Source organism: Pseudomonas sp. NFACC24-1 (assembly GCF_900115235.1).
Classification (GTDB): Bacteria; Pseudomonadota; Gammaproteobacteria; order Pseudomonadales; family Pseudomonadaceae; genus Aquipseudomonas; species Aquipseudomonas fluorescens_AA.
This window is the reverse complement of sequence record NZ_FOVS01000050.1, coordinates 1-19,795: the sequence shown is the minus strand read 5'-3', so window position 1 is coordinate 19,795 and position 19,795 is coordinate 1. Positions and strand designations below refer to the sequence as shown.

The following is a 19,795-nucleotide window of genomic DNA, read 5'->3' as shown; positions in this document are numbered from 1 at the left end:
AGCTCCTACGAGCTCCTACGAGCTCCTACGAGCTCCTACGAGTTCCTGCGAATTCCTACGAGCTTCTACGGTAAAAGGAATGATTTGCCGCCCGCGAAGTCCCAGATTCAGTCCCTCGAATAACTGGAGTTTTTTTTATGCGCAAACCCACCCTGATCGCCAGCCTGGTCCTGATTGCCGGCCTTGGAACCCTTGGGCCTGTTGCGCAAGCGGTCGAGAAAACCGGAGACGCCCTGGAGCATTCGCCGAGCAATGGCCGCAGGCTGGTGGAGAACGACCGGGTACCGGCGGACTATCAGCGCGCGGACAGGGCCATGAAAGACTGGAAACAGAAGAAGCTGGAACAGCCGACAAGCGAGCAGCAATGGGTACAGATCGACGACAAGTACCTGCTGATCGAAACCGTGTCCGGCGCGATCGTCAAGATCGTGCCGGCCACACGTTAAATCTTCAGAGCACTTCGCCTTTGTCCCATAGCTGAACCAGCTCGCCGGGTGCCCGGTCCTCGGGCACCTGTAGCACCATCTCGTCGTCCTGGTCGTTGGCGCGATAACGCACCTCGATCTGGAAAAACCGCTGGTCGCCGCGCCCGGGCGTGGAGGAGGTCAGCGGCAGGCAGCCCTCCAGGACCGAACAGATGCGTGTGCGCTGGTCGAGGTCGCACTGGGCGAACTCGATTTCCCGTGGCCGGGTCAGTGCATGGATGGCGGCCACGCCGCCCTGGCGCGACAGCCGTACCACGGCTTTGTCGTCGAGGTCTGGAAGGGTTTTCATCAGCTCTCCTGTGTCAGGTCAACGCCGACCTGGGTCCAGCCGTTCTGTACCGCTTGCACTTCCCGCGTGCCGAAGCGCTGGCGGGCATGCTCGACGGTCAAGCGGGCGAAGGCGCTGAAGGACGCGTCATTGGGCAGTCTTCGGTCGCACAAGGTGTCATACCAGATCCGGCCGGCCTTTTCCCAGGCAAATTCGCCCAGCGTGGTCGCCACCAGATAAAAGGCTCGGTTGGGAATGCCGGAGTTGATGTGCACGCCACCGTTGTCTTCACGGGTAATGACGAATTCGCGCATGTGCGCCGGTTGCGGGTCTTTGCCCAGCAGTGGGTCATCGTAGGCGCTGCCGGGGTTGGACATGCTGCGCAGGCCGTCACCGTTGATCTTGTCGGTGAGCAGGTCGGCGCCGATCAGCCAGTCGGCCTGGTCGGCGGTCTGTTCGAGCACGAACTGCTTGACCAGCACACCGAACACGTCGGAGATGGACTCATTCAGCGCACCGGACTGGTTGGCGTAGATCAACCCGGCTTCGCTTTCGGTGACGCCATGGGCCAGTTCGTGGGCCACCACGTCCAGGGAGCGGGTGAAGCGCTGGAAGATTTCGCCGTCGCCGTCGCCAAACACCATTTGTGCACCGTTCCAGAAGGCGTTTTCATAGCCCTGGCCGTAATGCACGCTGCCCACCAGGGCGAAGCCTTTGTTGTCGATGGAATCGCGCCCCAGGACCTTCCAGAAAAAATCATAGGTGGCGCCCAGGGCATCGTAGGCCTCGTCCACGGCCGGGTCGCCACTGGCCCGCTGGCCTTCCAGGCGTACCGGCTGGCCGGGCAGTTCCATGCCGTTCTGGGCATCGTGCACGCTGCGTTGCGGGTGTCCGGCCTTGCCGGACTTGGGCAGCGCTGCCGCGACGGGCGGGGTGCTGGGTGGGCCAGGGTTGTGTCGTAGGCTGCGCACATGAGTCAAGGTGCCGAGGGCGCTGGAACGTTGCTGTTCGGAACCGTGGGCGATGATGCGGTTGAGGATGTACGGGGGAATGAAACCGTGGTGCGGGCGAGAGTCGATCATCAGAAGGTCCTTATCTGAAATGCAGGGTCGATACCCATGTGAACCGAATAGGCCGTTGCGGTTCCCTATTGCATGAATAGCCTGATAAAACACAGTTCCATACGAATCTATGGGGGCTGTGGCGAGGGGATTTATCCCCGCTGGGTTGCGGAGCGACCCCCAGAAATTTCTATATGTCCGTAGCGTCTGGGAGCGCTTCGCACTCCAGCGGGGATAAATCCCCTCGCCACAAAGGATTGCCATATGCCTGGAATTCTGCGAAAAACCGGCGCCTGAAACGACACGGAAATACGCCATGAATGAAGAACTGCAAATCATCGACCTGCACCAAGGCGACGGCAAAAGCGTAGTCAAAGGTGCGCTGATCACCACCCAATACCGCGGCACCCTCGAAGACGGCACCGAATTCGATTCGTCCTACAGTCGGGGCAAACCCTTCCAATGCGTGATCGGCACCGGTCGCGTCATCAAGGGTTGGGACCTGGGCCTGATGGGCATGCAAGTCGGCGGCAAGCGCAAGTTGCTGGTGCCGGCCCACCTGGCCTACGGTGAACGGTCCATGGGCGCCCACATCAAGCCCAACGCCAACCTGATCTTTGAAATCGAGTTGCTGGAAGTGCTGACCCGGGACGATTGAGGGCAGAAACCGATCGGTGCGCTTGTTCCATTGTGGAGTGAAAGATGAACGCAGAACGTCATGACGTAGGCGTGTCCCAAGTGGCCGCAGCGATTGCCGAGCCGGCCCGTACCCGAATGCTCTGCGCCTTGATGGATGGCCATGCCCGCACCAGCACCGAATTGGCGAGCATCGCCGAGGTCAGCGCCTCGACCGCCAGTGCCCACCTGGCGAAACTCAAGGACCTGACCTTGGTGCGCCTGCACATCCAGGGCCGGCATCGTTACTACAGCCTGGCGGACCCACGTGTCGCCCAGGCCCTCGAAGCGCTGATGGTGATCGGCCAGAACGCTGCGCCGACCTTCACGCCACACACACCGGATCGCCTGCAATTCGCCCGCACCTGCTACGACCACATGGCTGGCACCCTGGCGGTGCGGCTGCATGATCGCCTGATCGAGGCCGGGTGGCTGGTGGAGGTGCCAGAACAGGGCTATCGGTTGAGTGAGTCCGGCGTGGGGCTGTTCGAGGGGTTGGGCATTGACCTCCAGGCCCTCGCCGCGAAACGCCGTCGATTCGCTTGCCCCTGCCTGGACTGGAGCATGCGCCGTCCGCACCTGGGCGGCGCCCTGGGAGCGGCGTTGCTGCAAGTGGCGATCAAGCGCAAGTGGGTGATCCAGGACCTGGATAGCCGGGCACTGGGGGTGACGGCCAGTGGGCGTCGGGCGCTGGCGGGGCGGTTTGGGATCAGTGCCGAAATCGACGTCAATCCCACTGGCGCTATTGCGAGCAAGCTCGCTCCGACAGTGGGTCTGCGCTGAACACAGGGTTGATGTCCGCCGACAGACCCTGTGGGAGCGAGCTGGCTCGCGATAGCCATTTCAGCATCACCCCCATCATCAAGCCATATGCCTACGTCGATACTCATCCGGCGTGGTGCCCATCATTTTGCGAAACATGCTGATGAACGCCGAGGCGCTGCTGTAGCCCAGGTCCAGGCCAATGGTTTCCACGCTCTGGCCACGTTCGAGCAGGGCCAGGGCCTCGATGACTTTCAGGCGCTGGCGCCATTCCACCAGGGACATGCCCAGGTCCCGTTGGGCCCGGCGCATCAGCGTGCGTTCGGTGGTGTTGGCGGCGCGGGCCAGTTGCGGCAAGGAGCGCGGGTCGCTGGGGTTCGCCTCCAGGGCCCGCAATACGGGGCCCAGCAATGGATCATCCGAGGAGGGCAGGTAGCTACCGGCCTGGGGTGCCTGAGTCAGCTTGTCCACCAGCACCTGCAACAAGCGCTGCTGCTCGGGTGTCTGCGGTTGGCTCGGCGGGTCGCTGCGCAGCTCTTCCAGCAACGCGCGGATCAGTGGGCTCAAGGTCAGCGCGCAGGGGACGGCCGGCAGCGCAGCGCACAGTTCGGCCGCCAAGTACAACGAGCAATGGCAGGCTTCATGCCGATTGAACCCAACGTGTTCCATGTCCGGCGGCAGCCAGATGCCGTACTGCGGTGGCGCCAGGTAATGGTGCTGGGCGATCTCGATTTCCATCACTCCACTGTAGGAGTAGACGAACTCACCCCAGGCATGCCGATGCCGGGGGTAAGTGGCATGGGCCGGCATGCAGGCGCTGCGAAAGAAAATCGGCGAGGGCAGGGCCGCGTCGAACGGAGGCATTTTCAGATGTTGGGCTGGAGGCTGCATATCGACCGCAATGGCGGATTACCGGGATGGCTTGTCGGGTAATCACTATATCCAGCAAAGGTGTCAGGCAGACAATCCTTTCATCCATTTCTGCCCAAAGGACTTTTCCCATGACCACCCGCCGCGCCCTGGATGGCCGGGTCAGTGCCCTGATGACCGGACTCTGTGCCATCTGGGGTTTCCAGCAAGTCGCGATCAAGGCCAGCGCCGCCGACATGGCGCCGATGCTGCAACTGGGCGTGCGCTCGGCCATTGCCGCGGTACTGGTCTGGCTGTTGGTGCTGGCGCGAGGTGAACGCCTGTCCCTGGCCGATGGCAGTTGGCGTCCTGGCCTGTTGGTGGGATTGTTGTTTGCCCTGGAGTTCGTGATGGTGGGCGAAGGCCTGCGGCATACGACGGCTTCGCACATGGTGATTTTCCTGTACACCGCCCCGATGTTCGCCGCACTCGGTTTGCACTGGAAACTGCCGAGCGAACGCCTCAAGCCGGCGCAATGGCTGGGCATCGCGGTTGCCTTCGGCGGGATCGTGGTGGCCTTCAGTGGCGGCTCGGGGGCGGCGCACGGCAGCTCGTTGCTCGGTGACGGAATGGGCTTGCTGGCCGGTGCGCTGTGGGGCGCGACCACGGTGACGGTCCGTTGTTCGCGATTGACGGACCTGCCCGCCAGCCAGACACTGCTGTATCAACTGGTGGGCGCCGGGGTGCTGCTGATCGGGATGTCCGTGGCGTTGGCGCAAACGACGATCAACCCCACGCCGCAACTCATTGCCAGCCTGGCGTTCCAGGTGTTGCTGGTGTCCTTCGCCAGTTTCCTGATCTGGTTCTCGCTGCTGCGCCGTTACCTCGCCTCGCAATTGGGCGTGCTGTCGTTCATGACGCCGCTGTTTGGCATCGGTTTTGGTGTCTGGTTGCTGGACGAGCCGCTGGAGCCGAACTTTATCGTTGGCGCGGTCCTGGTGCTGGGCGGGATCTTGCTGGTCAGCGGTTACGGCTGGTTTCACCAGCGCTGGGGGCGATGGTTGGTATTGCGGCGGGAGTAATGGGAGTAGCAGACGCTGGGGCCTGTAGGAGCTGGCGAAGCCTGCGATCTTTTGATCTTTCGCTTGGGACTCAAGTGTCTCGGGAAAGATCGCAGCCTCGTTTCACTCGTCAGCTCCTACACAGCTAGCTTCTGCACCGCTCTTACGGGTTCGAGGGAGCAGGCTCCCTCGTCATGAAAGCCCTGATGCTGCCGGGGAGGTCAAACCTTGACGATCCAACCCGCCGGCGCTTCCACGTCGCCGGTCTGCACGCCGGTCAGCTCTTTGTAGAGCTTCTGGGTGATCGGGCCGACTTCGGTTTCGCTGTGGAACACGTGCAGCTTGTCCTTGTAGCTGATGCCGCCGATCGGGGTGATCACCGCCGCGGTACCGCAAGCGCCGGCTTCCTTGAAGTCCGACAGCTTGTCGATGAACACGTCGCCTTCGATCACTTCCAGGCCCAGGCGCGATTTGGCCAGTTCGATCAACGACAGGCGAGTGATGCCCGGCAGGACCGAAGGGGATCTTGGGGTGACGAATTTGTTGTCGTGGGTGATGCCGAAGAAGTTGGCCGAGCCGACTTCCTCGATTTTCGAATGGGTCATCGGGTCCAGGTAGATGCAGTCGGCGAAACTGGCCTTCTTGGCCTGGGAGCCGGGCATCAGGCTGGCGGCATAGTTGCCACCGACCTTGGCCGCACCGGTGCCTTGCGGGGCGGCGCGGTCGAAGCTGGAGATCAGGAAGTTGTGCGGGGTCAGGCCGCCCTTGAAGTAGGCGCCGACCGGAATGCAGAAAATCGAGAAGATGAACTCAGGCGCGGTGCGCACGCCGATGTTGTCACCCACGCCGATCACGAACGGGCGCAGGTACAGCGCGCCGCCGGTGCCATACGGCGGGATGAAGCGCTCGTTGGCGCGAACCACTTGCTTGCAGGCTTCGACGAACTGCTCGGTGTCGACCTGCGGCATCAGCAGGCGGGCGCAGCTGCGCTGCATGCGGGCGGCGTTCTGGTCCGGGCGGAACAGGTTGATCGAGCCGTCCTTGCAGCGATAGGCCTTCAGGCCTTCGAAGCACTGCTGACCGTAGTGCAGGGCTGTGGAGCCCTCGCTGATGTGCAGCACGTTGTCGTCGGTCAGGGTGCCCGCGTCCCAGGCGCCATCGCGCCAGTGCGACAGGTAGCGCTTGTCGGTCTTGATGTAGTCAAAGCCCAGTTTGTCCCAATTGATGCTCTCGTTACCCATGACACCCTCTATTGCTTAACAACCGTCGAAACGGTTCAAGGCTTCTGACGTTTTTTGGATGGGAACAACAATACTTCATTCCGGGGCTGTTTCGCAGCCTCACTGACATGATTGTTCCCACGCTCCGCGTGGGAATACTTCAACGGACGCTCCGTGTTCGGCTTTGGGACGCGGAGCGTCCCTGGCTGCATTCCCACGCGGAGCATGGGAACGATCCTTGGCGGTGGACTCCATCTTTACAGATGCAACGCATGCCCCAACGCCCGCAACGCCGCTTCCTGCACGGCCTCGCCCAGCGTCGGATGGGCATGGATGGTGCCGGCGATGTCTTCCAGGCGCGCCCCCATTTCCAGGGACTGACCAAACGCGGTGGACAGCTCCGACACGCCGACGCCGACCGCTTGCCAGCCCACGATCAAGTGGTTGTCCCGGCGTGCCACGACCCGGACGAAACCGCTTTTCGATTCCAGGGTCATGGCCCGACCGTTGGCGGCGAACGGGAAGCTCGAAACCAGGCAGTCCAGCCCGGCAGCCTTGGCCTCGTCCGGCGTCTTGCCGACCACCACCAGTTCCGGGTCGGTGAAGCACACCGCGGCGATGGCGGTCGGGTTGAATTCCCGATGCTGGCCGGCGATCAGCTCGGCGACCATTTCGCCTTGGGCCATGGCCCGGTGGGCGAGCATCGGTTCACCGCTCAGGTCGCCAATGGCCCAGACGTTGCGCATGCTGGTCTGGCAACGGCTGTCGATGTTCACCGCCGAACCGTTCATCGCCAGGTCCAGCGCTTCAAGGTTCCAGCCCTGGGTATTGGGTTTGCGCCCGACCGCCACCAGCACCCGGTCGGTGTCCAGGTTCAGCGTGTCGCCATTGGGATCGCGCACTTGCAAGGTGCTGGCCTGGGCATCGAACCCTTCGACGCTGTGCTTGAGGTACAGCTTCACGCCCAACTGCTTGAGCGCCTCGTGCACCGGTTGCGTCAGCTCGCCGTCGTAAGCGGGCAGGATCCGCTCCTGGGCCTCGACCACGCTGACCTCGGCACCGAGCTTGCGATAGGCGATGCCCAGCTCCAGGCCGATGTAGCCGCCGCCGACTACCACCAGGTGCTTGGGCACCGAAGTGGGGGCGAGGGCTTCGGTGGAGGAAATGATCGGCCCGCCCAGTGGCAGCATCGGCAGGTTGACGCTTTTCGAACCGGTGGCCAGCAGCAGGTGTTCGCATTGGATGCGGGTATCGCCGACCTCGACCGTCTTGCCATCGATCACCTTGGCCCAGCCATGAATGACCTGGACCTTGTGCTTTTTCAGCAATGCTGCGACGCCGGTGGTCAGGCGATCGACGATACCGTCCTTCCATTCCACGCTCTTGCCGATGTCCAGCGTTGGCGCCGCCACCGTGATGCCCAGGGCCGAGCCCTGGCTGTGGTGTCGGGTCTGGTGGAACTGCTCGGCCACATGGATCAACGCCTTGGACGGGATGCAGCCGATGTTCAGGCAGGTCCCGCCCAACGCCTGGCCTTCCACCAGGATGGTCGGGATGCCCAGTTGGCCGGCGCGGATCGCCGCCACATAGCCGCCGGGGCCGCCGCCGATGATCAGCAGTGTGGTGTTCAAAGTCTGTTGCATACCTGCTCCCATTATTGATCCACAAACAGCGTGGCGGGTTGTTCGAGCAGGCCACGCAGGGCCTGGATGAATTGCGCCGCGTCCATGCCGTCGACCACCCGGTGATCGAAGGAGCTGGAGAGGTTCATCATCTTGCGGATCACGATCTGACCCTTGATCACCATGGGCCGCTCGACGATTTTGTTCACGCCGACAATCGCCACTTCCGGCAGGTTCAGCACCGGCGTGCTGACGATGCCGCCGAGGGCACCGAGGCTGGTCAGGGTGATGGTCGAGCCGGACAGTTCATCGCGACTGGCCTTGCCCGTGCGCGCTGCCGTGGCCAGGCGGGCGATTTCCGCCGCGCTGTCCCACAGGGTACGGGCTTCGGCGTGACGCACCACCGGCACCATCAGGCCAACGTCGCTCTGGGTGGCGACGCCCACATGCACCGCGCCTGAGCGATGGATGACCTGGGCTTCGTCGTCGTAGCGGGCATTCATCTGCGGAAAGTCCCGCAGGGCCACGACCAGGGCGCGGACCAGGAACGGCAGCAAGGTCAGCTTGCCGCGACTGGCGCCGTGTTTTTCATTCAAGTGAACCCGCAGCTCTTCCAGGGCCGTGACGTCGATTTCCTCGACATAGCTGAAATGGGCCGCGCGTTGGGTCGCTTCCTGCATGCGCTGGGCGATCTTGCGGCGCATGCCGATCACCGGGATCTGCTGCTCGTCGTGGCGTTCGGCATAACCCGAACCGCCCTTGGCTTGGGACGACGGACCCTGGGCCAGATAGGCTTCGAGGTCTTCGTGCAGGACCCGCCCGGCCGGGCCGCTGCCCTGGACCAGGCGCAGTTGAATGCCCAGGTCCAGCGCGTGTTTGCGCACGGCCGGCGAGGCCAGTGGGCGCTCGTCGGGGTCGCGGGCCACAGGCGCTTGCGGGGCGCAGCGCGGCGCGGCGGTTTTTTCCAGTACCGGTTCAGGTGTCGCCACGGGCGCCGGCTTCGGTGCCTGCGCAGCCGGCGCTGGCGTTGGCGTTGGCGCCTGTTGGGCCGATTCTTTCAGGTTACCCGCACCTTCGACTTCAATGCGGATCAGTTCACTGCCCACCGCCATGACTTCACCGGGCTCGCCACCCAGAGCGATGACCCGGCCATGCACCGGTGAGGGGATGTCGACCATGGCCTTGTCGGTCATGACATCGGCCAGTACCTGGTCTTCGACCACCATGTCACCGACCTTGACGTGCCACACCGACAGTTCAACTTCGGCGATGCCTTCGCCGATGTCCGGCATCTTGATAACGTGCGTGCCCATTCAGACCTCCATGACCCGTTTCAACGCCGCGCCCACTCGGGACGGCCCAGGGAAATACGCCCACTCCTGCGCATGCGGGTAGGGGGTGTCCCAACCGGTGACACGCTCGATGGGCGCTTCCAGGTGGTGGAAGCAGTGTTCTTGCACCAACGACACCAGTTCGGCGCCGAAACCGCAGGTGCGGGTGGCTTCGTGGACAACCACGCAGCGGCCGGTTTTCTTCACGGATTTGACGATGGTCTCAAGGTCCAGCGGCCAGAGGCTGCGCAGGTCGATGACTTCGGCGTCGATGCCGGTTTCTTCGGCCGCCACTTGAGAGACGTAGACCGTGGTGCCGTAGGTGAGAACCGTCACGTCCTTGCCCGGACGGGTGATGGCGGCGACGTCCAGCGGCACGGTGTAGTAACCGTCCGGCACCTGGGCCGAGGGGTGTTTCGACCACGGGGTTACCGGGCGATCGTGGTGGCCGTCGAACGGGCCGTTATACAAGCGCTTGGGTTCGAGGAAGATCACCGGGTCATCGTTTTCGATGGAAGCGATCAGCAAGCCCTTGGCGTCGTAGGGGTTGGACGGCATCACGGTGCGCAGGCCGCAGACCTGGGTGAACATCGCCTCGATGCTCTGGCTGTGGGTCTGGCCGCCGTAGATGCCGCCGCCGCAGGGCATGCGCAGGGTCATCGGCGCGGTGAACTCGCCGGCCGAGCGATAGCGCAGGCGTGCCGCCTCGGAAATGATCTGGTCCGACGCCGGGTAGACGTAGTCGGCGAACTGGATCTCGGCCACCGGCCGCAGCCCGTAGGCGCCCATGCCCACCGCCACGCCGACGATGCCGCTTTCGGAAATCGGTGCGTCGAACACCCGCGAAGTGCCGTACTTGTTCTGCAGGCCTTCGGTGCAGCGGAACACGCCGCCGAAGTAGCCCACGTCCTGGCCGAACACCACGACGTTGTCGTCGCGCTCGAGCATCACGTCCATGGCCGAGCGCAGGGCCTGGATCATGGTCATGGTGGTAGTGGTCATGGCGGTGTCCAACGCAATATTGTTGTTGTGATCGTTCATGTCAGATCCCCAACTGCTGACGCTGGCGCTTCAAGTGCTCCGGCATCTCTTTGTAGACGTCTTCGAACATGGTCGCGGCGCTGGGAATCTGTCCGCCGGCGAGGGTGCCGTACTGTTCGGCTTCCTTCTGCGCGGCGATCACCTCGGCTTCGAGTTCGGCGCTGACCGCCGCATGTTCCTCTTCGGACCACTGGCCGATCTTGACCATGTGCTGCTTGAGACGGGCAATCGGATCGCCCAGCGGGAAGTGGCTCCAGTCATCGGCGGGGCGGTACTTGGAGGGATCGTCCGAGGTGGAGTGCGGACCGGCGCGGTAGGTGACCCATTCGATCAGGGCCGGGCCGAGGTTGCGGCGGGCACGTTCGGCGGCCCAGCGCGAGGCGGCGTAGACCGCCATGAAATCGTTGCCATCGACACGCAGGGAGGCGATGCCGCAACCGACGCCGCGTCCGGCGAACGTCGTGGCTTCACCGCCGGCAATGGCCTGGAAGGTGGAAATCGCCCACTGGTTGTTGACCACGTTGAGGATCACCGGCGCCCGGTAGACGTGGGCGAAGGTGAGGGCGGTGTGGAAGTCCGATTCGGCGGTGGCGCCGTCACCGATCCAGGCCGAGGCGATCTTGGTATCGCCCTTGATCGCCGAGGCCATGCCCCAGCCCACGCCCTGGATGAATTGCGTGGCGAGGTTGCCGGAAATGGTGAAGAAACCGGCGTCCTTGACCGAGTACATGATCGGCAATTGCCGGCCCTTGAGCGGATCGCGCTCGTTGGACAGCAGTTGGCAGATCAGGTCCACCAGCGGCACCTCGCGGGCCATCAGGATACTTTGCTGGCGGTAGGTGGGAAAGCACATGTCATCGATGTTCAGCGCCAGGGCCTGGCCGCTGCCGATGGCTTCTTCGCCAAGGCTTTGCATGTAGAACGACATTTTTTTCTGGCGCTGGGCGACCACCATGCGGTTGTCGTAGATACGTGTCTTGAGCATGGCGCGCATGCCTTTGCGCAGGATCTCGACGGGAATGTCCGCCGCCCAGTCGCCCAAGGCATTGCCCTGGTCATCAAGCACGCGGATCAGGCTGCGGGCCAGGTCGGCGGTGTCGGCGGGTTCGACGTCGATGGGAGGTTTGCGCACCGTGCCGGCATCGGACAGATGCAGGTAGGAAAAGTCGGTCTTGCAGCCGGGACGGCCCGAGGGTTCGGGGACGTGCAGGCGTAGCGGTTCGTACGCTGGGTTCATGGCTTTCTACGCTCGATCTTGTGAATTTCTTGTAGTGGGCGCGCTAGCTGACGAATGTCCCCGGGTAGGGGAAATTGTCCTACAACAATCATAGGCTCGACGAAGAAGAATATTTTTCTCTGTTAGCTTGCTGTTCAGATCATTTGCAGATAAAAAATCTGCACAACGATAAAAAACAGGATTATTTGTCTCATGCGTAAATTGGATCGCACCGACATCGGCATTCTGAACAGCCTTCAGGAAAACGCCCGCATCACCAACGCCGATCTCGCCCGTTCGGTCAATCTGTCGCCGACGCCGTGCTTCAACCGGGTGCGGGCGATGGAGGAGTTGGGCGTGATCCGCGAGCAGGTCACGCTGCTGGATGCCGACCTGCTGGGACTGCACGTCAACGTGTTCATCCATGTGAGCCTGGAGAAGCAGGTGGAGGAGGCGTTGCAGCACTTCGAGGAGGCGATTTCCGACCGACCGGAGGTGATGGAGTGCTACCTGATGGCCGGCGATCCGGATTACCTGATCCGCGTGCTGGTGCCGACCATCCAGTCGCTGGAGCGGTTCATGATGGACTTCCTGACCAAGGTCCCGGGGGTGGCGAACATCCGTTCGAGCTTTGCCCTCAAGCAGGTGCGCTACAAGACCGCGCTGCCGTTGCCGGCCAATGGGTTGACCTTAGGAACCTGAACATCAAAAGATCGCAGCCTTCGGCAGCTCCTACAGGAGGATCGCATTCACAATGTAGGAGCTGCCGAAGGCTGCGATCTTTTGATCTTAAAATTGATTGATCGGAATCTTCAGGTACGTCACGCCATTGTCCTCGGCCGGCGGCAGATGGCCGGCCCGCACATTCACCTGGATCGCCGGCAACAGCAGCGTCGGCATGCCCAGTGTCTTGTCGCGCTGGGTACGCATGGCCACGAACGAAGCCTCATCGATGCCATCGCGGACATGAATGTTGTGCTGGCGCTGCTCACCCACGGTGCTCATGCAGTGGGGCTCGCGTTCCTCCGGTGGATAGTCGTGGCACACATACAGCCGTACCCCGGCGGGGAAGGCCAACAGCTTGCGGATCGAGGCGTAGAGCTGATGGGCATTGCCGCCGGGGAAGTCGCAACGGGCGGTGCCTACGTCGGGCATGAACAGCGTGTCGCCCACCAGGATCGCGTCGCCGTCGATCAGGTAGGCCATGTCCGCCGGGGTGTGGCCGGGCACGTGCAGGGCGGTGGCCTTGAGGTTGCCGATCAGGAAGGACTCGTCGGGCGCGAACAGGCGGTCGAATTGCGAACCGTCGACGGCGAAGTGCGGCTCCAGGTTGAACAGGGTCTTGAACACGTTCTGCACCTGGCCGATGGACTCGCCGATGGCGATCTTGCCGCCCAGCTCCCGACGTAGATAAGGCGCGGCGGACAGGTGATCGGCATGGGCGTGGGTCTCCAGCAGCCATTGCACCGTCAGTCGATGTTCCCGCACAAACGCGATCACCCGATCCGCCTGCGCGGTGCCGCTGCGGCCCGAGGCCGGATCGTAGTCGAGCACCGGATCGACCACCGCGCAGTGCCCGCCATCGTGTTCATACACAACATGGGTATAGGTCTTGGAGGCGGGGTCGAGAAAACTCTGGATCTGCGCGGGCATGACAGCGGACCTGTGGGGAAGAAGCGGTTGCTACGCTTGAGGTTTACAACATATGGTCCGCAGCTTAGTGAGGGCCAAGGCGTCCTGCAAATGCGATCACACCTGCCCACAGGTGTGCGCGGCTTGAGAGAACCTGAATGTTACTGGCAAGTTTTTTGGTGTGGTCATGGGCCTGGTCCTTGGCCTGACGGGGGCGGGTGGCAGCATCCTGGAGGTGCCGGCGTTGGTGTTGGGCCTGGGCTGGAGCATGACCCAGGCCACAAAGTGTCCATGTCTCCAGCCCCCAACCGGGGAATGGTGTTACAGCAACCTGCATTGCATCGAAAACCCCAGCGCCACCGATTGCCCTTGCTCCAGCAAGCGCAACCCCGGCCGCCCCGGCAGGTGATGGGCGTTGACCGGATGGCTGACCGGTTCGATGCAAAAGAAGTCCAGGCCCACGGGGCAGTAGAGCAGGAAATAGTCGCTGCCGCTGGCCTGGCATTGCAGTTCATAACCCAGGTCCGGTTGCTGGATCAGGCACTGCCCGTCCCAACCGCCGAAGCCGTTGTCGACAAGCGTGTCCGGCAGTAAACGGAGCGCCTGGAAATCCCAGTGTTCAGGAATGTTGGTCAGTTCCGTGGGCAGTTTTGTCGCGTCGCACATCCAGACCTCGTTGGCGCGGGTTTGCAGGCGCGTGGCGGCGGTGCGTGGAAAGTACGGGTGCAAGCCCAGCCCGTGCCACGCGGCCTGTTCGGCCATGTGGGTGACGTGCATTGCGAGCTGCAACTGGCCGCCGCTCAGACGGACCCGCAGGTTGGCACGGTAGGCGAACGGCTGTTGGCTGTCGAGTTGCAGCAACGCTTCCTGGGCACTGTGCTCGATCACCTGCCACGGTTGTTGCCACGCACTGCCATGGATCGGAAACGGATCGTTGGGGCTGTTGGCCTCCAGGGCCAGCCAGCCGCCGGGACAGTCGAAGCCGCCGTGGGCGATCCGGTTCGACCAGGGAATCAACGGGAAGCCACCGAGCTTGCCAGGCAGGCCGTTTTCCAACGCGTGGGGCGCTGGCGGGCGCAGTAGCGGGGCGCCGTTACTGCGCAACGTCCAGTCGACCAGGCTGGCGCCCAGGTGCGGGGCCAGGGTGAGACGGGTCAGTTCGTCTTCGAGGTGGAGAAGGGGTGGCGTCATGGGAGTCGTCTGCTAAAGAGGAAAGGCTGTTATGCAGAGAATTGGATGTCTGTTTGTGAACCCAAATTGTGGCGAGGGGATTTATCCCCGCTGGGCTGCGTAGCAGCCCCAAAACCAGTAACCCCGATCTGTCTGATACACCGAGGTCTGGGCTTTAGGGCTGCTGTGCAGCCCAACGGGGATAGATCCCCACGCGACAATGGGACTTTGTCGTTTGTTACAACACCAGATGCGGCAACCAAAGGGAAATGGCGGGGATGTAAGTCACCAGCAGCAGCACCACGAACAACATGGCGTAGAACGGCAGCAGGGCCTTGACAGTGCTTTCGATACTGACCTTGCCAATGGCCGAGCCCACGAACAGCACTGCGCCCACCGGTGGGGTAATCAGGCCGATCCCCAGGTTCACCAGCATGATCATGCCGAACTGCACCGGGTCCACACCAATGCCCACGATCACCGGCATCAGGATCGGCGTCAGGATCAGGATCAGCGGCGCCATGTCCATCACGGTGCCCAGCAGCAGCAACATCACGTTGATGCACATCAGGATCACATAGCGGTTGTCCGACAGCGTCAGGAACGCGGTGGTGATCTTCGCCGGGATTTCCATCAGCGTCATGATGTAGCCGAAGCTGGCGGCGAAGCCGATCAGGATCATCACGATGGAGATGGTGCGTACCGTACGGTGCATCAGTTTCGGCAACTCGCTCCATTTGTAGTCGCGGTAGATGCACATGGTCACGAAAAATGCCCACACCACAGCAATGGCGGCCGATTCGGTGGCGGTGAAAACGCCCGAGAGAATGCCGCCGAGGATGATGAACAAGGTCATCATGCCCCACATGGCTTCCTTGCAAATCTTCAACGCTTCCTTGAGCGGGATCACTTCACCTTTGGGGTAGTTGCGCTTTTTCGCAAAAACCAGGCACAGCGCCATCAGGCAGAGGTTCATCATGATGCCGGGGACGATGCCGGCCATGAACAGCGACCCGATGGAAACGGTGCCGCCAGCGGCGAGGGAGTACAGCACCGCATTGTGGCTGGGCGGCGTCAGCAGCGCTTGCACCGAACCACTGACGGTGACGGCGGTGGCGTAATCACGCGGATAGCCCCGGCGTGTCATTTCCGGGATCAGCACCGAACCGACCGAAGCGGTATCGGCTACCGAGGAACCGGAGATTGCGCCAAAAAAACTCGAGGCCACGAGGTTGACCAATGACAGGCCGCCGCGCACGAAGCCTACCAATACACTGGCGAATGCCACCAGGCGGCGGGACATACCGCCCTCGGCCATGATCGCACCGGCCAGGACGAAGAAGGGGATGGCCAGCAGCGAGAACTTGTTCACACCGCCCGTTACCTGGATCATCATGGCCTGGAACGGAATATCGATCCACCACGCCCCGATCAGGGCGGCAGCGCCCAGCGCGTAGGCGACCGGCATGCCGATCAGGATCAACAGCAAAAAACTGCCCAGCAGAATCAGAGCGTCCATTAAGCGGCACCTTCGTTTTCTTCAACCAGGTCGAACTGCACGACCCGACGCTGGCTTTGATCACCCAGCAAGAGTTTTTCCAGCACAAAAATCAACGTCAGGAAGCCACCGATCGGTATCGGCATGTACGTGATGCCGACGCGCAGGGTAGGGATAGCGCTCATGAATTGATTCCAAGTGGTCATGCACAGCTTGGTGCCCCACACGGTCATGAAAATGCACACGGCTGCCATCAACAGCTGAGAGACAACCGACGCGGCGGTTTTCAGGTGCGGGGGCATGCGAGAGGTAACCATGTCGACGGCCATATGCGAGCCGGAGCGGTAGCTGGCGGCGGCGCCGATGAAGGTGAATACGATCATGAGTAGAATCGCGGTAGGTTCCGGCCAGCTCGAGCCTGAGCCAAGCACGTAGCGGGCAAACACCCCCCAGGGGATCATTAGCGCAACGGCAAGGACAGAAAGGCCGGCCACCCAGATGCACGTCATGTAGATTTTATCGTTGATACGCAGCAGCAAATTCTTCATCGGGTTTCACCGTAACCAGGCGCGCCCATAACATCCGGCGCGCAGGGCCTTTTTCATGGATACAGATTGAGGGGGGCTTACTGCACGGCTTCGATTTTCTTGATCAGGTCGGCATACGGCGCGCCGTACTTGGCCCGGATCGGCGCGGTGGCGTCGTAGAAAGGTTTCTTGTCGACGGTGATGAACTCGACGCCAGCCGCCTTGAGTTTTTCTTCACTCTCACCCGACTTCTTGTCCCACAGCACGCGCTCTTCAGCCTGGGCCGCCTTGGCAGCTTTTTTAACCATGTCCTGTTGCGCCGGAGTGAGTTTTTCCCAGGTGATTTTCGACATCACGATTGGCTCGGGCAGGATCAGGTGACCGGTCAGGCTGTAGAACTTGGCGTTCTGGTAGTGGTTGTGCTCGAGCATGGTCGGTGGGTTGTTTTCCGCACCGTCGATCACGCCGGTTTGCAAGGCGCTGAAGATCTCGCCGGTGTCCATGGCGATGCCGTTGGCACCCATGGCGTTGAAGGTTTCGATGAACATCGGGTTGCCTTGGACGCGGATCTTCATACCCTTGAGGTCTTCGAGCTTGCGCACCGGTTTCTTGGTGTAGAGGTTGCGCGTACCGCCGTCCATCCAGGCCAGTGCCACCAGGCCGAATTCAGAGTTGGTGATGCGGTCGAGGATCTCATCGCCCACCGCTCCGTCGATAACGGCGCGCATGTGGGCCTGGTCGCGGAAGATGAACGGCATGTTGAACACGTTCACGTCCGGCACCACAGGGCCGACGATGCCGAGGCTGACACGGGACATCTGGATCGCACCGGCCTGCATTTGCTCGATGACTTCTTTTTCCGAACCCAAGACGCCGCCCGGGAAGTATTTGAATTTCAGTTCGCCGTTGCTTTCTTTGGTCAGGGTTTCACCCATGTGTTCCTCGGCGACCACGGTCGGGTAGCCCTTTGGGTGGATGTCGGCGATCTTGAGGTCGAGGGCATGGGCCGCCTGGGCCAGGAAGGCCAGGGGGAGGGCTGCGATCAGAAGCGTACGTTTGAAATTCATGGTCCATCTCCAGTTTGTTGTTTTTTTATGGCTCATTCAGCAAAGCGGTGAAGCAGATCATTTCGCGGCGTGTTTCAGCCCTCCAAAAGCGGGTTCGGCCAGGCCTTTGACGCCGGGGTTGAGGGCGAACACGCCACCGGCCAGGGAATGCGGATCGGTGTCGTCGCCGGGGCGGATCGAGGTGACGAAGAGGGTGTCCAGGCGGCTGCCGCCAAAGGCGCACATCGTCGGTTTCTTCACCGGCACCGCCAGCGACCGATCCAGCCGGCCATCCGGGGTAAAGCGATGAATGAGACCGGCGTCATTGGCGCAGATCCAGTAGCAACCTTCGGCGTCTACCGCCGCGCCGTCCGGGCGCCCGGCCAACGGCATCATGTCGACGAACAGCCGCCGGTTGGACGGCGTGCCGCTGTCGATGTCGTAATCGAAAGCCCAGATCCGCTGGACCAATGGGTGTGAATCCGAGAGGTACATCGTCTGCCCGTCCGGGCTAAAACCCAGGCCGTTGGGCACGATGAAACCGCTCAGTTGCGCCTCGACCGGGCTGCGTTGCCCGGCCCCAAAGCGGTACATCCGGCCTTCGTCAGCGTTGGCGCCCATGTCCAGCACCATGCTGCCGGCCCAGAAGCGGCCCTGGCGGTCGCAACGGCCATCGTTGAGGCGCATGTCGACGCGGCTGTGCTCGACGCTCCCGCAGCGTTCGCTGTCCAGGCTGCCGTCGTCATGGGGGTGCAGACGGAAGAAACCGCTTTCCATGCCGGCGATCCAGCCGCCGTCCTGGTGACGGGCGATGCAGGCAAGCATTTCGGGGGCTTCCCAGCCCTGGATTTTTCCGCTGCTGGCATTCCAGCGTTGCAGGCCACCGCTGGGGATGTTCACCCAATACAGGGCGTTTTCCTCGGGGACCCACACCGGGCTCTCCCCGACGGCGTTGCGTGCATCGACAATCAATTCGGCTTGCATGGTGATTCCTTTGTACGTTCGTATCCCATGGCACCGGGCCAATCAGTCGTCGAACGGGCCGGCGGCCACGAAGGCACCGCCCTGGTAGATCCTGGCCGGGTCATCGGCCGCCGGCATTGGCTGGGCTTCGATCTTGTCGCGGAAAATCTCGGAAGTGTCCTTGGGTTGGTAACCCAGGTGCGCGGCGTGGCTGTTGTCCCACCAGACGTCGCGGTTGGCGGACACGCCATAGACCACGGTGTGGCCGACCTTTGGTGTGTAGAGCGAGCATTCGATCAGTTGGGTGAGGTCGTCGAAGCTCAGCCAAGTGCTCATCATCCGACGGTTCTGCGGTTCGGGGAACGAAGAGCCGATGCGGATGCTCACGGTCTCGATGCCGTAGCGATCGAAGTAGAAACTGGCGACGTCTTCACCGTAGGACTTGGACAGGCCGTAGTAGCCATCCGGACGGCGAGGGGAGAGGGCGTCGAGGGCTTCGTCCTGCTTGTAGAAGCCGATGACGTGGTTGGAACTGGCAAAGATCACCCGCTTGACGCCGTGTTTGCGCGCCGCTTCGTAGATGTGGAACACGCCACTGATGTTGGCGCCGAGAATCTCTTCGAACGGACGCTCCACCGAGACACCCCCGAAATGCAGGATGGCGTCGACACCTTCCACCAATCGGTGCACGGCCTGTTTATCCGACAGGTCGCACGGCACCACTTCTTCGCTTTCATCGATGGCCGGGGCCATGTTGGCGATGTCCGACAGCCGGATGTGACGGGCGAAAGGCTTGAGGCGCTCGCGCAGGACTTTGCCCAGGCCGCCGGCGGCGCCGGTCAGTAGCAGGCGATTGAGGGGGTGGCGAATCGGTGTCGTCGTCATGGCATTACCTGAGCAAACAGTGAGTGATATCCGTTGTATAGGCCATATGACCGCGGGCAAAGGGTGACCTTTCCTTGTGGCAGCGAGCCTGCTCGCGAAGGCGCCGGCCCAGCCGCCCCCTCACCAGCAGGCCCACCCACCGCCTTACAACAAACTGATCGGATAACTGATGAAAATACGGTTCTCATCGAACTCGTTAGTGCTGAAATCCCGGCGCATCGTCGAGTTACGCCACTTCACATTGAGGCTCTTCAGCGCGCCGCTCTGCACGGTGTAGGCCAGCTCACTTTCCCGACCCCATTCCTTGCCATCGTCGACCGTGGCGGTGTGCACGTTGTCACCGCTGATGTAGCGGTTCATCAGGGTCAGGCCCGGCACGCCGACGGCGGCGAAGTTGAAGTCGTGGCGCAGTTGCCAGGATTTTTCCTTGGCGTTGTCGTAGCTGGAGTTGTAGCTGTCGTTGGCCAGGGTGCCGCCGCTGGT

Annotated in this window: 21 protein-coding genes and 1 pseudogene; 6 read left to right on the top strand and 16 right to left on the bottom strand. The window is 62.2% G+C overall.

The window, feature by feature from the left end; genetic code table 11:
- Positions 1-137 precede the first annotated feature (137 nt).
- Complete coding sequence (locus BM317_RS28225) at positions 138-446, top strand: RcnB family protein (RefSeq protein WP_092171978.1); 309 nt, start codon at positions 138-140, stop codon at positions 444-446.
- Positions 447-450: 4 nt separating this feature from the next.
- On the opposite strand, the gene BM317_RS28220 is transcribed toward BM317_RS28225, so the two are convergent.
- Together BM317_RS28220 and BM317_RS28215 are read right to left on the bottom strand one after the other, a co-directional pair.
- Complete coding sequence (locus BM317_RS28220; RefSeq protein WP_092171974.1) at positions 451-774, bottom strand: protealysin inhibitor emfourin; 324 nt, start codon at positions 772-774, stop codon at positions 451-453.
- Complete coding sequence (locus BM317_RS28215) at positions 774-1,835, bottom strand: M4 family metallopeptidase (protein WP_092477058.1); 1,062 nt, start codon at positions 1,833-1,835, stop codon at positions 774-776. The genes BM317_RS28220 and BM317_RS28215 overlap by 1 nt, the downstream gene beginning before the upstream one ends.
- Positions 1,836-2,130: 295 nt before the next feature.
- On the opposite strand from BM317_RS28215, the gene BM317_RS28210 reads away from it, so the two are divergent.
- Positions 2,131-2,472: an FKBP-type peptidyl-prolyl cis-trans isomerase gene (locus BM317_RS28210; protein ID WP_060741696.1), complete on the top strand. Its 342-nt coding sequence runs from the start codon at positions 2,131-2,133 to the stop codon at positions 2,470-2,472.
- 44 nt (positions 2,473-2,516) lie between these two features.
- A complete protein-coding gene (locus tag BM317_RS28205; protein WP_092477056.1) occupies positions 2,517-3,272 on the top strand; it encodes an ArsR/SmtB family transcription factor in 756 nt (251 codons plus the stop codon).
- A 78-nt stretch (positions 3,273-3,350) separates the two neighbouring features.
- Here the strand turns inward: BM317_RS28205 and BM317_RS28200 are convergent, their stop codons facing one another.
- Complete coding sequence (locus BM317_RS28200; RefSeq protein ID WP_092171962.1) at positions 3,351-4,142, bottom strand: AraC family transcriptional regulator; 792 nt, start codon at positions 4,140-4,142, stop codon at positions 3,351-3,353.
- A gap of 110 nt (positions 4,143-4,252) precedes the next feature.
- Between BM317_RS28200 and BM317_RS28195 the strand changes: the two genes are divergently transcribed.
- Positions 4,253-5,182, top strand: coding sequence for a DMT family transporter (locus BM317_RS28195; protein WP_092171958.1), 930 nt, complete (start codon positions 4,253-4,255; stop codon positions 5,180-5,182).
- 200 nt (positions 5,183-5,382) lie between these two features.
- On the opposite strand, the gene BM317_RS28190 is transcribed toward BM317_RS28195, so the two are convergent.
- The 5 genes from BM317_RS28190 to BM317_RS28170 form a co-directional block, all read right to left on the bottom strand.
- The gene (locus BM317_RS28190; RefSeq protein ID WP_092171955.1) at positions 5,383-6,402 is read right to left on the bottom strand and encodes a branched-chain amino acid aminotransferase; all 1,020 of its coding nucleotides are present in this window, start codon (positions 6,400-6,402) and stop codon (positions 5,383-5,385) included.
- Positions 6,403-6,638: 236 nt separating this feature from the next.
- A complete protein-coding gene (gene lpdA, locus BM317_RS28185) occupies positions 6,639-8,024 on the bottom strand; it encodes a dihydrolipoyl dehydrogenase (RefSeq protein WP_092171951.1) in 1,386 nt (461 codons plus the stop codon).
- An 11-nt stretch (positions 8,025-8,035) separates the two neighbouring features.
- Complete coding sequence (locus BM317_RS28180; protein ID WP_092171946.1) at positions 8,036-9,316, bottom strand: dihydrolipoamide acetyltransferase family protein; 1,281 nt, start codon at positions 9,314-9,316, stop codon at positions 8,036-8,038.
- Positions 9,317-10,375, bottom strand: a complete 1,059-nt coding sequence (locus BM317_RS28175; RefSeq protein ID WP_018605866.1) for an alpha-ketoacid dehydrogenase subunit beta — start codon at positions 10,373-10,375, stop codon at positions 9,317-9,319.
- A gap of 1 nt (position 10,376) precedes the next feature.
- Positions 10,377-11,612 (bottom strand): 3-methyl-2-oxobutanoate dehydrogenase (2-methylpropanoyl-transferring) subunit alpha, encoded by a 1,236-nt coding sequence (locus BM317_RS28170; protein ID WP_092171941.1) that lies wholly within the window; start codon positions 11,610-11,612, stop codon positions 10,377-10,379.
- Between the two features lie 192 nt (positions 11,613-11,804).
- Between BM317_RS28170 and bkdR the strand changes: the two genes are divergently transcribed.
- The gene (gene bkdR / locus BM317_RS28165; RefSeq protein ID WP_003202929.1) at positions 11,805-12,293 is read left to right on the top strand and encodes a Bkd operon transcriptional regulator BkdR; all 489 of its coding nucleotides are present in this window, start codon (positions 11,805-11,807) and stop codon (positions 12,291-12,293) included.
- Between the two features lie 87 nt (positions 12,294-12,380).
- Here the strand turns inward: bkdR and BM317_RS28160 are convergent, their stop codons facing one another.
- A complete protein-coding gene (locus tag BM317_RS28160; RefSeq protein ID WP_092171937.1) occupies positions 12,381-13,244 on the bottom strand; it encodes an MBL fold metallo-hydrolase in 864 nt (287 codons plus the stop codon).
- Positions 13,245-13,410: 166 nt separating this feature from the next.
- On the opposite strand from BM317_RS28160, the pseudogene BM317_RS30560 reads away from it, so the two are divergent.
- A pseudogene (locus BM317_RS30560) lies at positions 13,411-13,503 on the top strand (sulfite exporter TauE/SafE family protein); the annotation flags it as partial.
- A 41-nt stretch (positions 13,504-13,544) separates the two neighbouring features.
- On the opposite strand, the gene BM317_RS28150 reads toward BM317_RS30560, so the two are convergent.
- The 7 genes from BM317_RS28150 to BM317_RS28120 form a co-directional block, all read right to left on the bottom strand.
- Positions 13,545-14,414, bottom strand: coding sequence for an aldose 1-epimerase (locus BM317_RS28150; RefSeq protein ID WP_092477052.1), 870 nt, complete (start codon positions 14,412-14,414; stop codon positions 13,545-13,547).
- A 217-nt stretch (positions 14,415-14,631) separates the two neighbouring features.
- Entirely contained in the window at positions 14,632-15,912 is a 1,281-nt protein-coding gene (locus BM317_RS28145; protein WP_092171923.1) for a TRAP transporter large permease, read from the bottom strand.
- Entirely contained in the window at positions 15,912-16,439 is a 528-nt protein-coding gene (locus BM317_RS28140) for a TRAP transporter small permease (protein ID WP_092171919.1), read from the bottom strand. The genes BM317_RS28145 and BM317_RS28140 overlap by 1 nt, the downstream gene beginning before the upstream one ends.
- A 77-nt stretch (positions 16,440-16,516) precedes the next feature.
- Positions 16,517-17,485 (bottom strand): TRAP transporter substrate-binding protein, encoded by a 969-nt coding sequence (locus BM317_RS28135; RefSeq protein ID WP_092477050.1) that lies wholly within the window; start codon positions 17,483-17,485, stop codon positions 16,517-16,519.
- Between the two features lie 57 nt (positions 17,486-17,542).
- Positions 17,543-18,448, bottom strand: coding sequence for an SMP-30/gluconolactonase/LRE family protein (locus BM317_RS28130; protein WP_092477048.1), 906 nt, complete (start codon positions 18,446-18,448; stop codon positions 17,543-17,545).
- A 42-nt stretch (positions 18,449-18,490) separates the two neighbouring features.
- Positions 18,491-19,312: an NAD-dependent epimerase/dehydratase family protein gene (locus tag BM317_RS28125; RefSeq protein ID WP_092171906.1), complete on the bottom strand. Its 822-nt coding sequence runs from the start codon at positions 19,310-19,312 to the stop codon at positions 18,491-18,493.
- A 144-nt stretch (positions 19,313-19,456) separates the two neighbouring features.
- A partial coding sequence (locus BM317_RS28120; RefSeq protein ID WP_139236081.1) for an OprD family outer membrane porin occupies positions 19,457-19,795 on the bottom strand: 339 nt, incomplete at its 5' end.

What these genes read in the sequence shown, in the direction of transcription:
- BM317_RS28225 (WP_092171978.1), top strand. Translation starts at nt 138, where the DNA reads ATGCGCAAACCCACCCTGATCGCCAGCCTGGTCCTGATTGCCGGCCTT.
- BM317_RS28220 (WP_092171974.1), bottom strand. Translation starts at nt 774, where the DNA reads ATGAAAACCCTTCCAGACCTCGACGACAAAGCCGTGGTACGGCTGTCG.
- BM317_RS28215 (WP_092477058.1), bottom strand. Translation starts at nt 1,835, where the DNA reads ATGATCGACTCTCGCCCGCACCACGGTTTCATTCCCCCGTACATCCTC.
- BM317_RS28210 (WP_060741696.1), top strand. Translation starts at nt 2,131, where the DNA reads ATGAATGAAGAACTGCAAATCATCGACCTGCACCAAGGCGACGGCAAA.
- BM317_RS28205 (WP_092477056.1), top strand. Translation starts at nt 2,517, where the DNA reads ATGAACGCAGAACGTCATGACGTAGGCGTGTCCCAAGTGGCCGCAGCG.
- BM317_RS28200 (WP_092171962.1), bottom strand. Translation starts at nt 4,142, where the DNA reads ATGCAGCCTCCAGCCCAACATCTGAAAATGCCTCCGTTCGACGCGGCC.
- BM317_RS28195 (WP_092171958.1), top strand. Translation starts at nt 4,253, where the DNA reads ATGACCACCCGCCGCGCCCTGGATGGCCGGGTCAGTGCCCTGATGACC.
- BM317_RS28190 (WP_092171955.1), bottom strand. Translation starts at nt 6,402, where the DNA reads ATGGGTAACGAGAGCATCAATTGGGACAAACTGGGCTTTGACTACATC.
- lpdA (WP_092171951.1), bottom strand. Translation starts at nt 8,024, where the DNA reads ATGCAACAGACTTTGAACACCACACTGCTGATCATCGGCGGCGGCCCC.
- BM317_RS28180 (WP_092171946.1), bottom strand. Translation starts at nt 9,316, where the DNA reads ATGGGCACGCACGTTATCAAGATGCCGGACATCGGCGAAGGCATCGCC.
- BM317_RS28175 (WP_018605866.1), bottom strand. Translation starts at nt 10,375, where the DNA reads ATGAACGATCACAACAACAATATTGCGTTGGACACCGCCATGACCACT.
- BM317_RS28170 (WP_092171941.1), bottom strand. Translation starts at nt 11,612, where the DNA reads ATGAACCCAGCGTACGAACCGCTACGCCTGCACGTCCCCGAACCCTCG.
- bkdR (WP_003202929.1), top strand. Translation starts at nt 11,805, where the DNA reads ATGCGTAAATTGGATCGCACCGACATCGGCATTCTGAACAGCCTTCAG.
- BM317_RS28160 (WP_092171937.1), bottom strand. Translation starts at nt 13,244, where the DNA reads ATGCCCGCGCAGATCCAGAGTTTTCTCGACCCCGCCTCCAAGACCTAT.
- BM317_RS28150 (WP_092477052.1), bottom strand. Translation starts at nt 14,414, where the DNA reads ATGACGCCACCCCTTCTCCACCTCGAAGACGAACTGACCCGTCTCACC.
- BM317_RS28145 (WP_092171923.1), bottom strand. Translation starts at nt 15,912, where the DNA reads ATGGACGCTCTGATTCTGCTGGGCAGTTTTTTGCTGTTGATCCTGATC.
- BM317_RS28140 (WP_092171919.1), bottom strand. Translation starts at nt 16,439, where the DNA reads ATGAAGAATTTGCTGCTGCGTATCAACGATAAAATCTACATGACGTGC.
- BM317_RS28135 (WP_092477050.1), bottom strand. Translation starts at nt 17,485, where the DNA reads ATGAATTTCAAACGTACGCTTCTGATCGCAGCCCTCCCCCTGGCCTTC.
- BM317_RS28130 (WP_092477048.1), bottom strand. Translation starts at nt 18,448, where the DNA reads ATGCAAGCCGAATTGATTGTCGATGCACGCAACGCCGTCGGGGAGAGC.
- BM317_RS28125 (WP_092171906.1), bottom strand. Translation starts at nt 19,312, where the DNA reads ATGACGACGACACCGATTCGCCACCCCCTCAATCGCCTGCTACTGACC.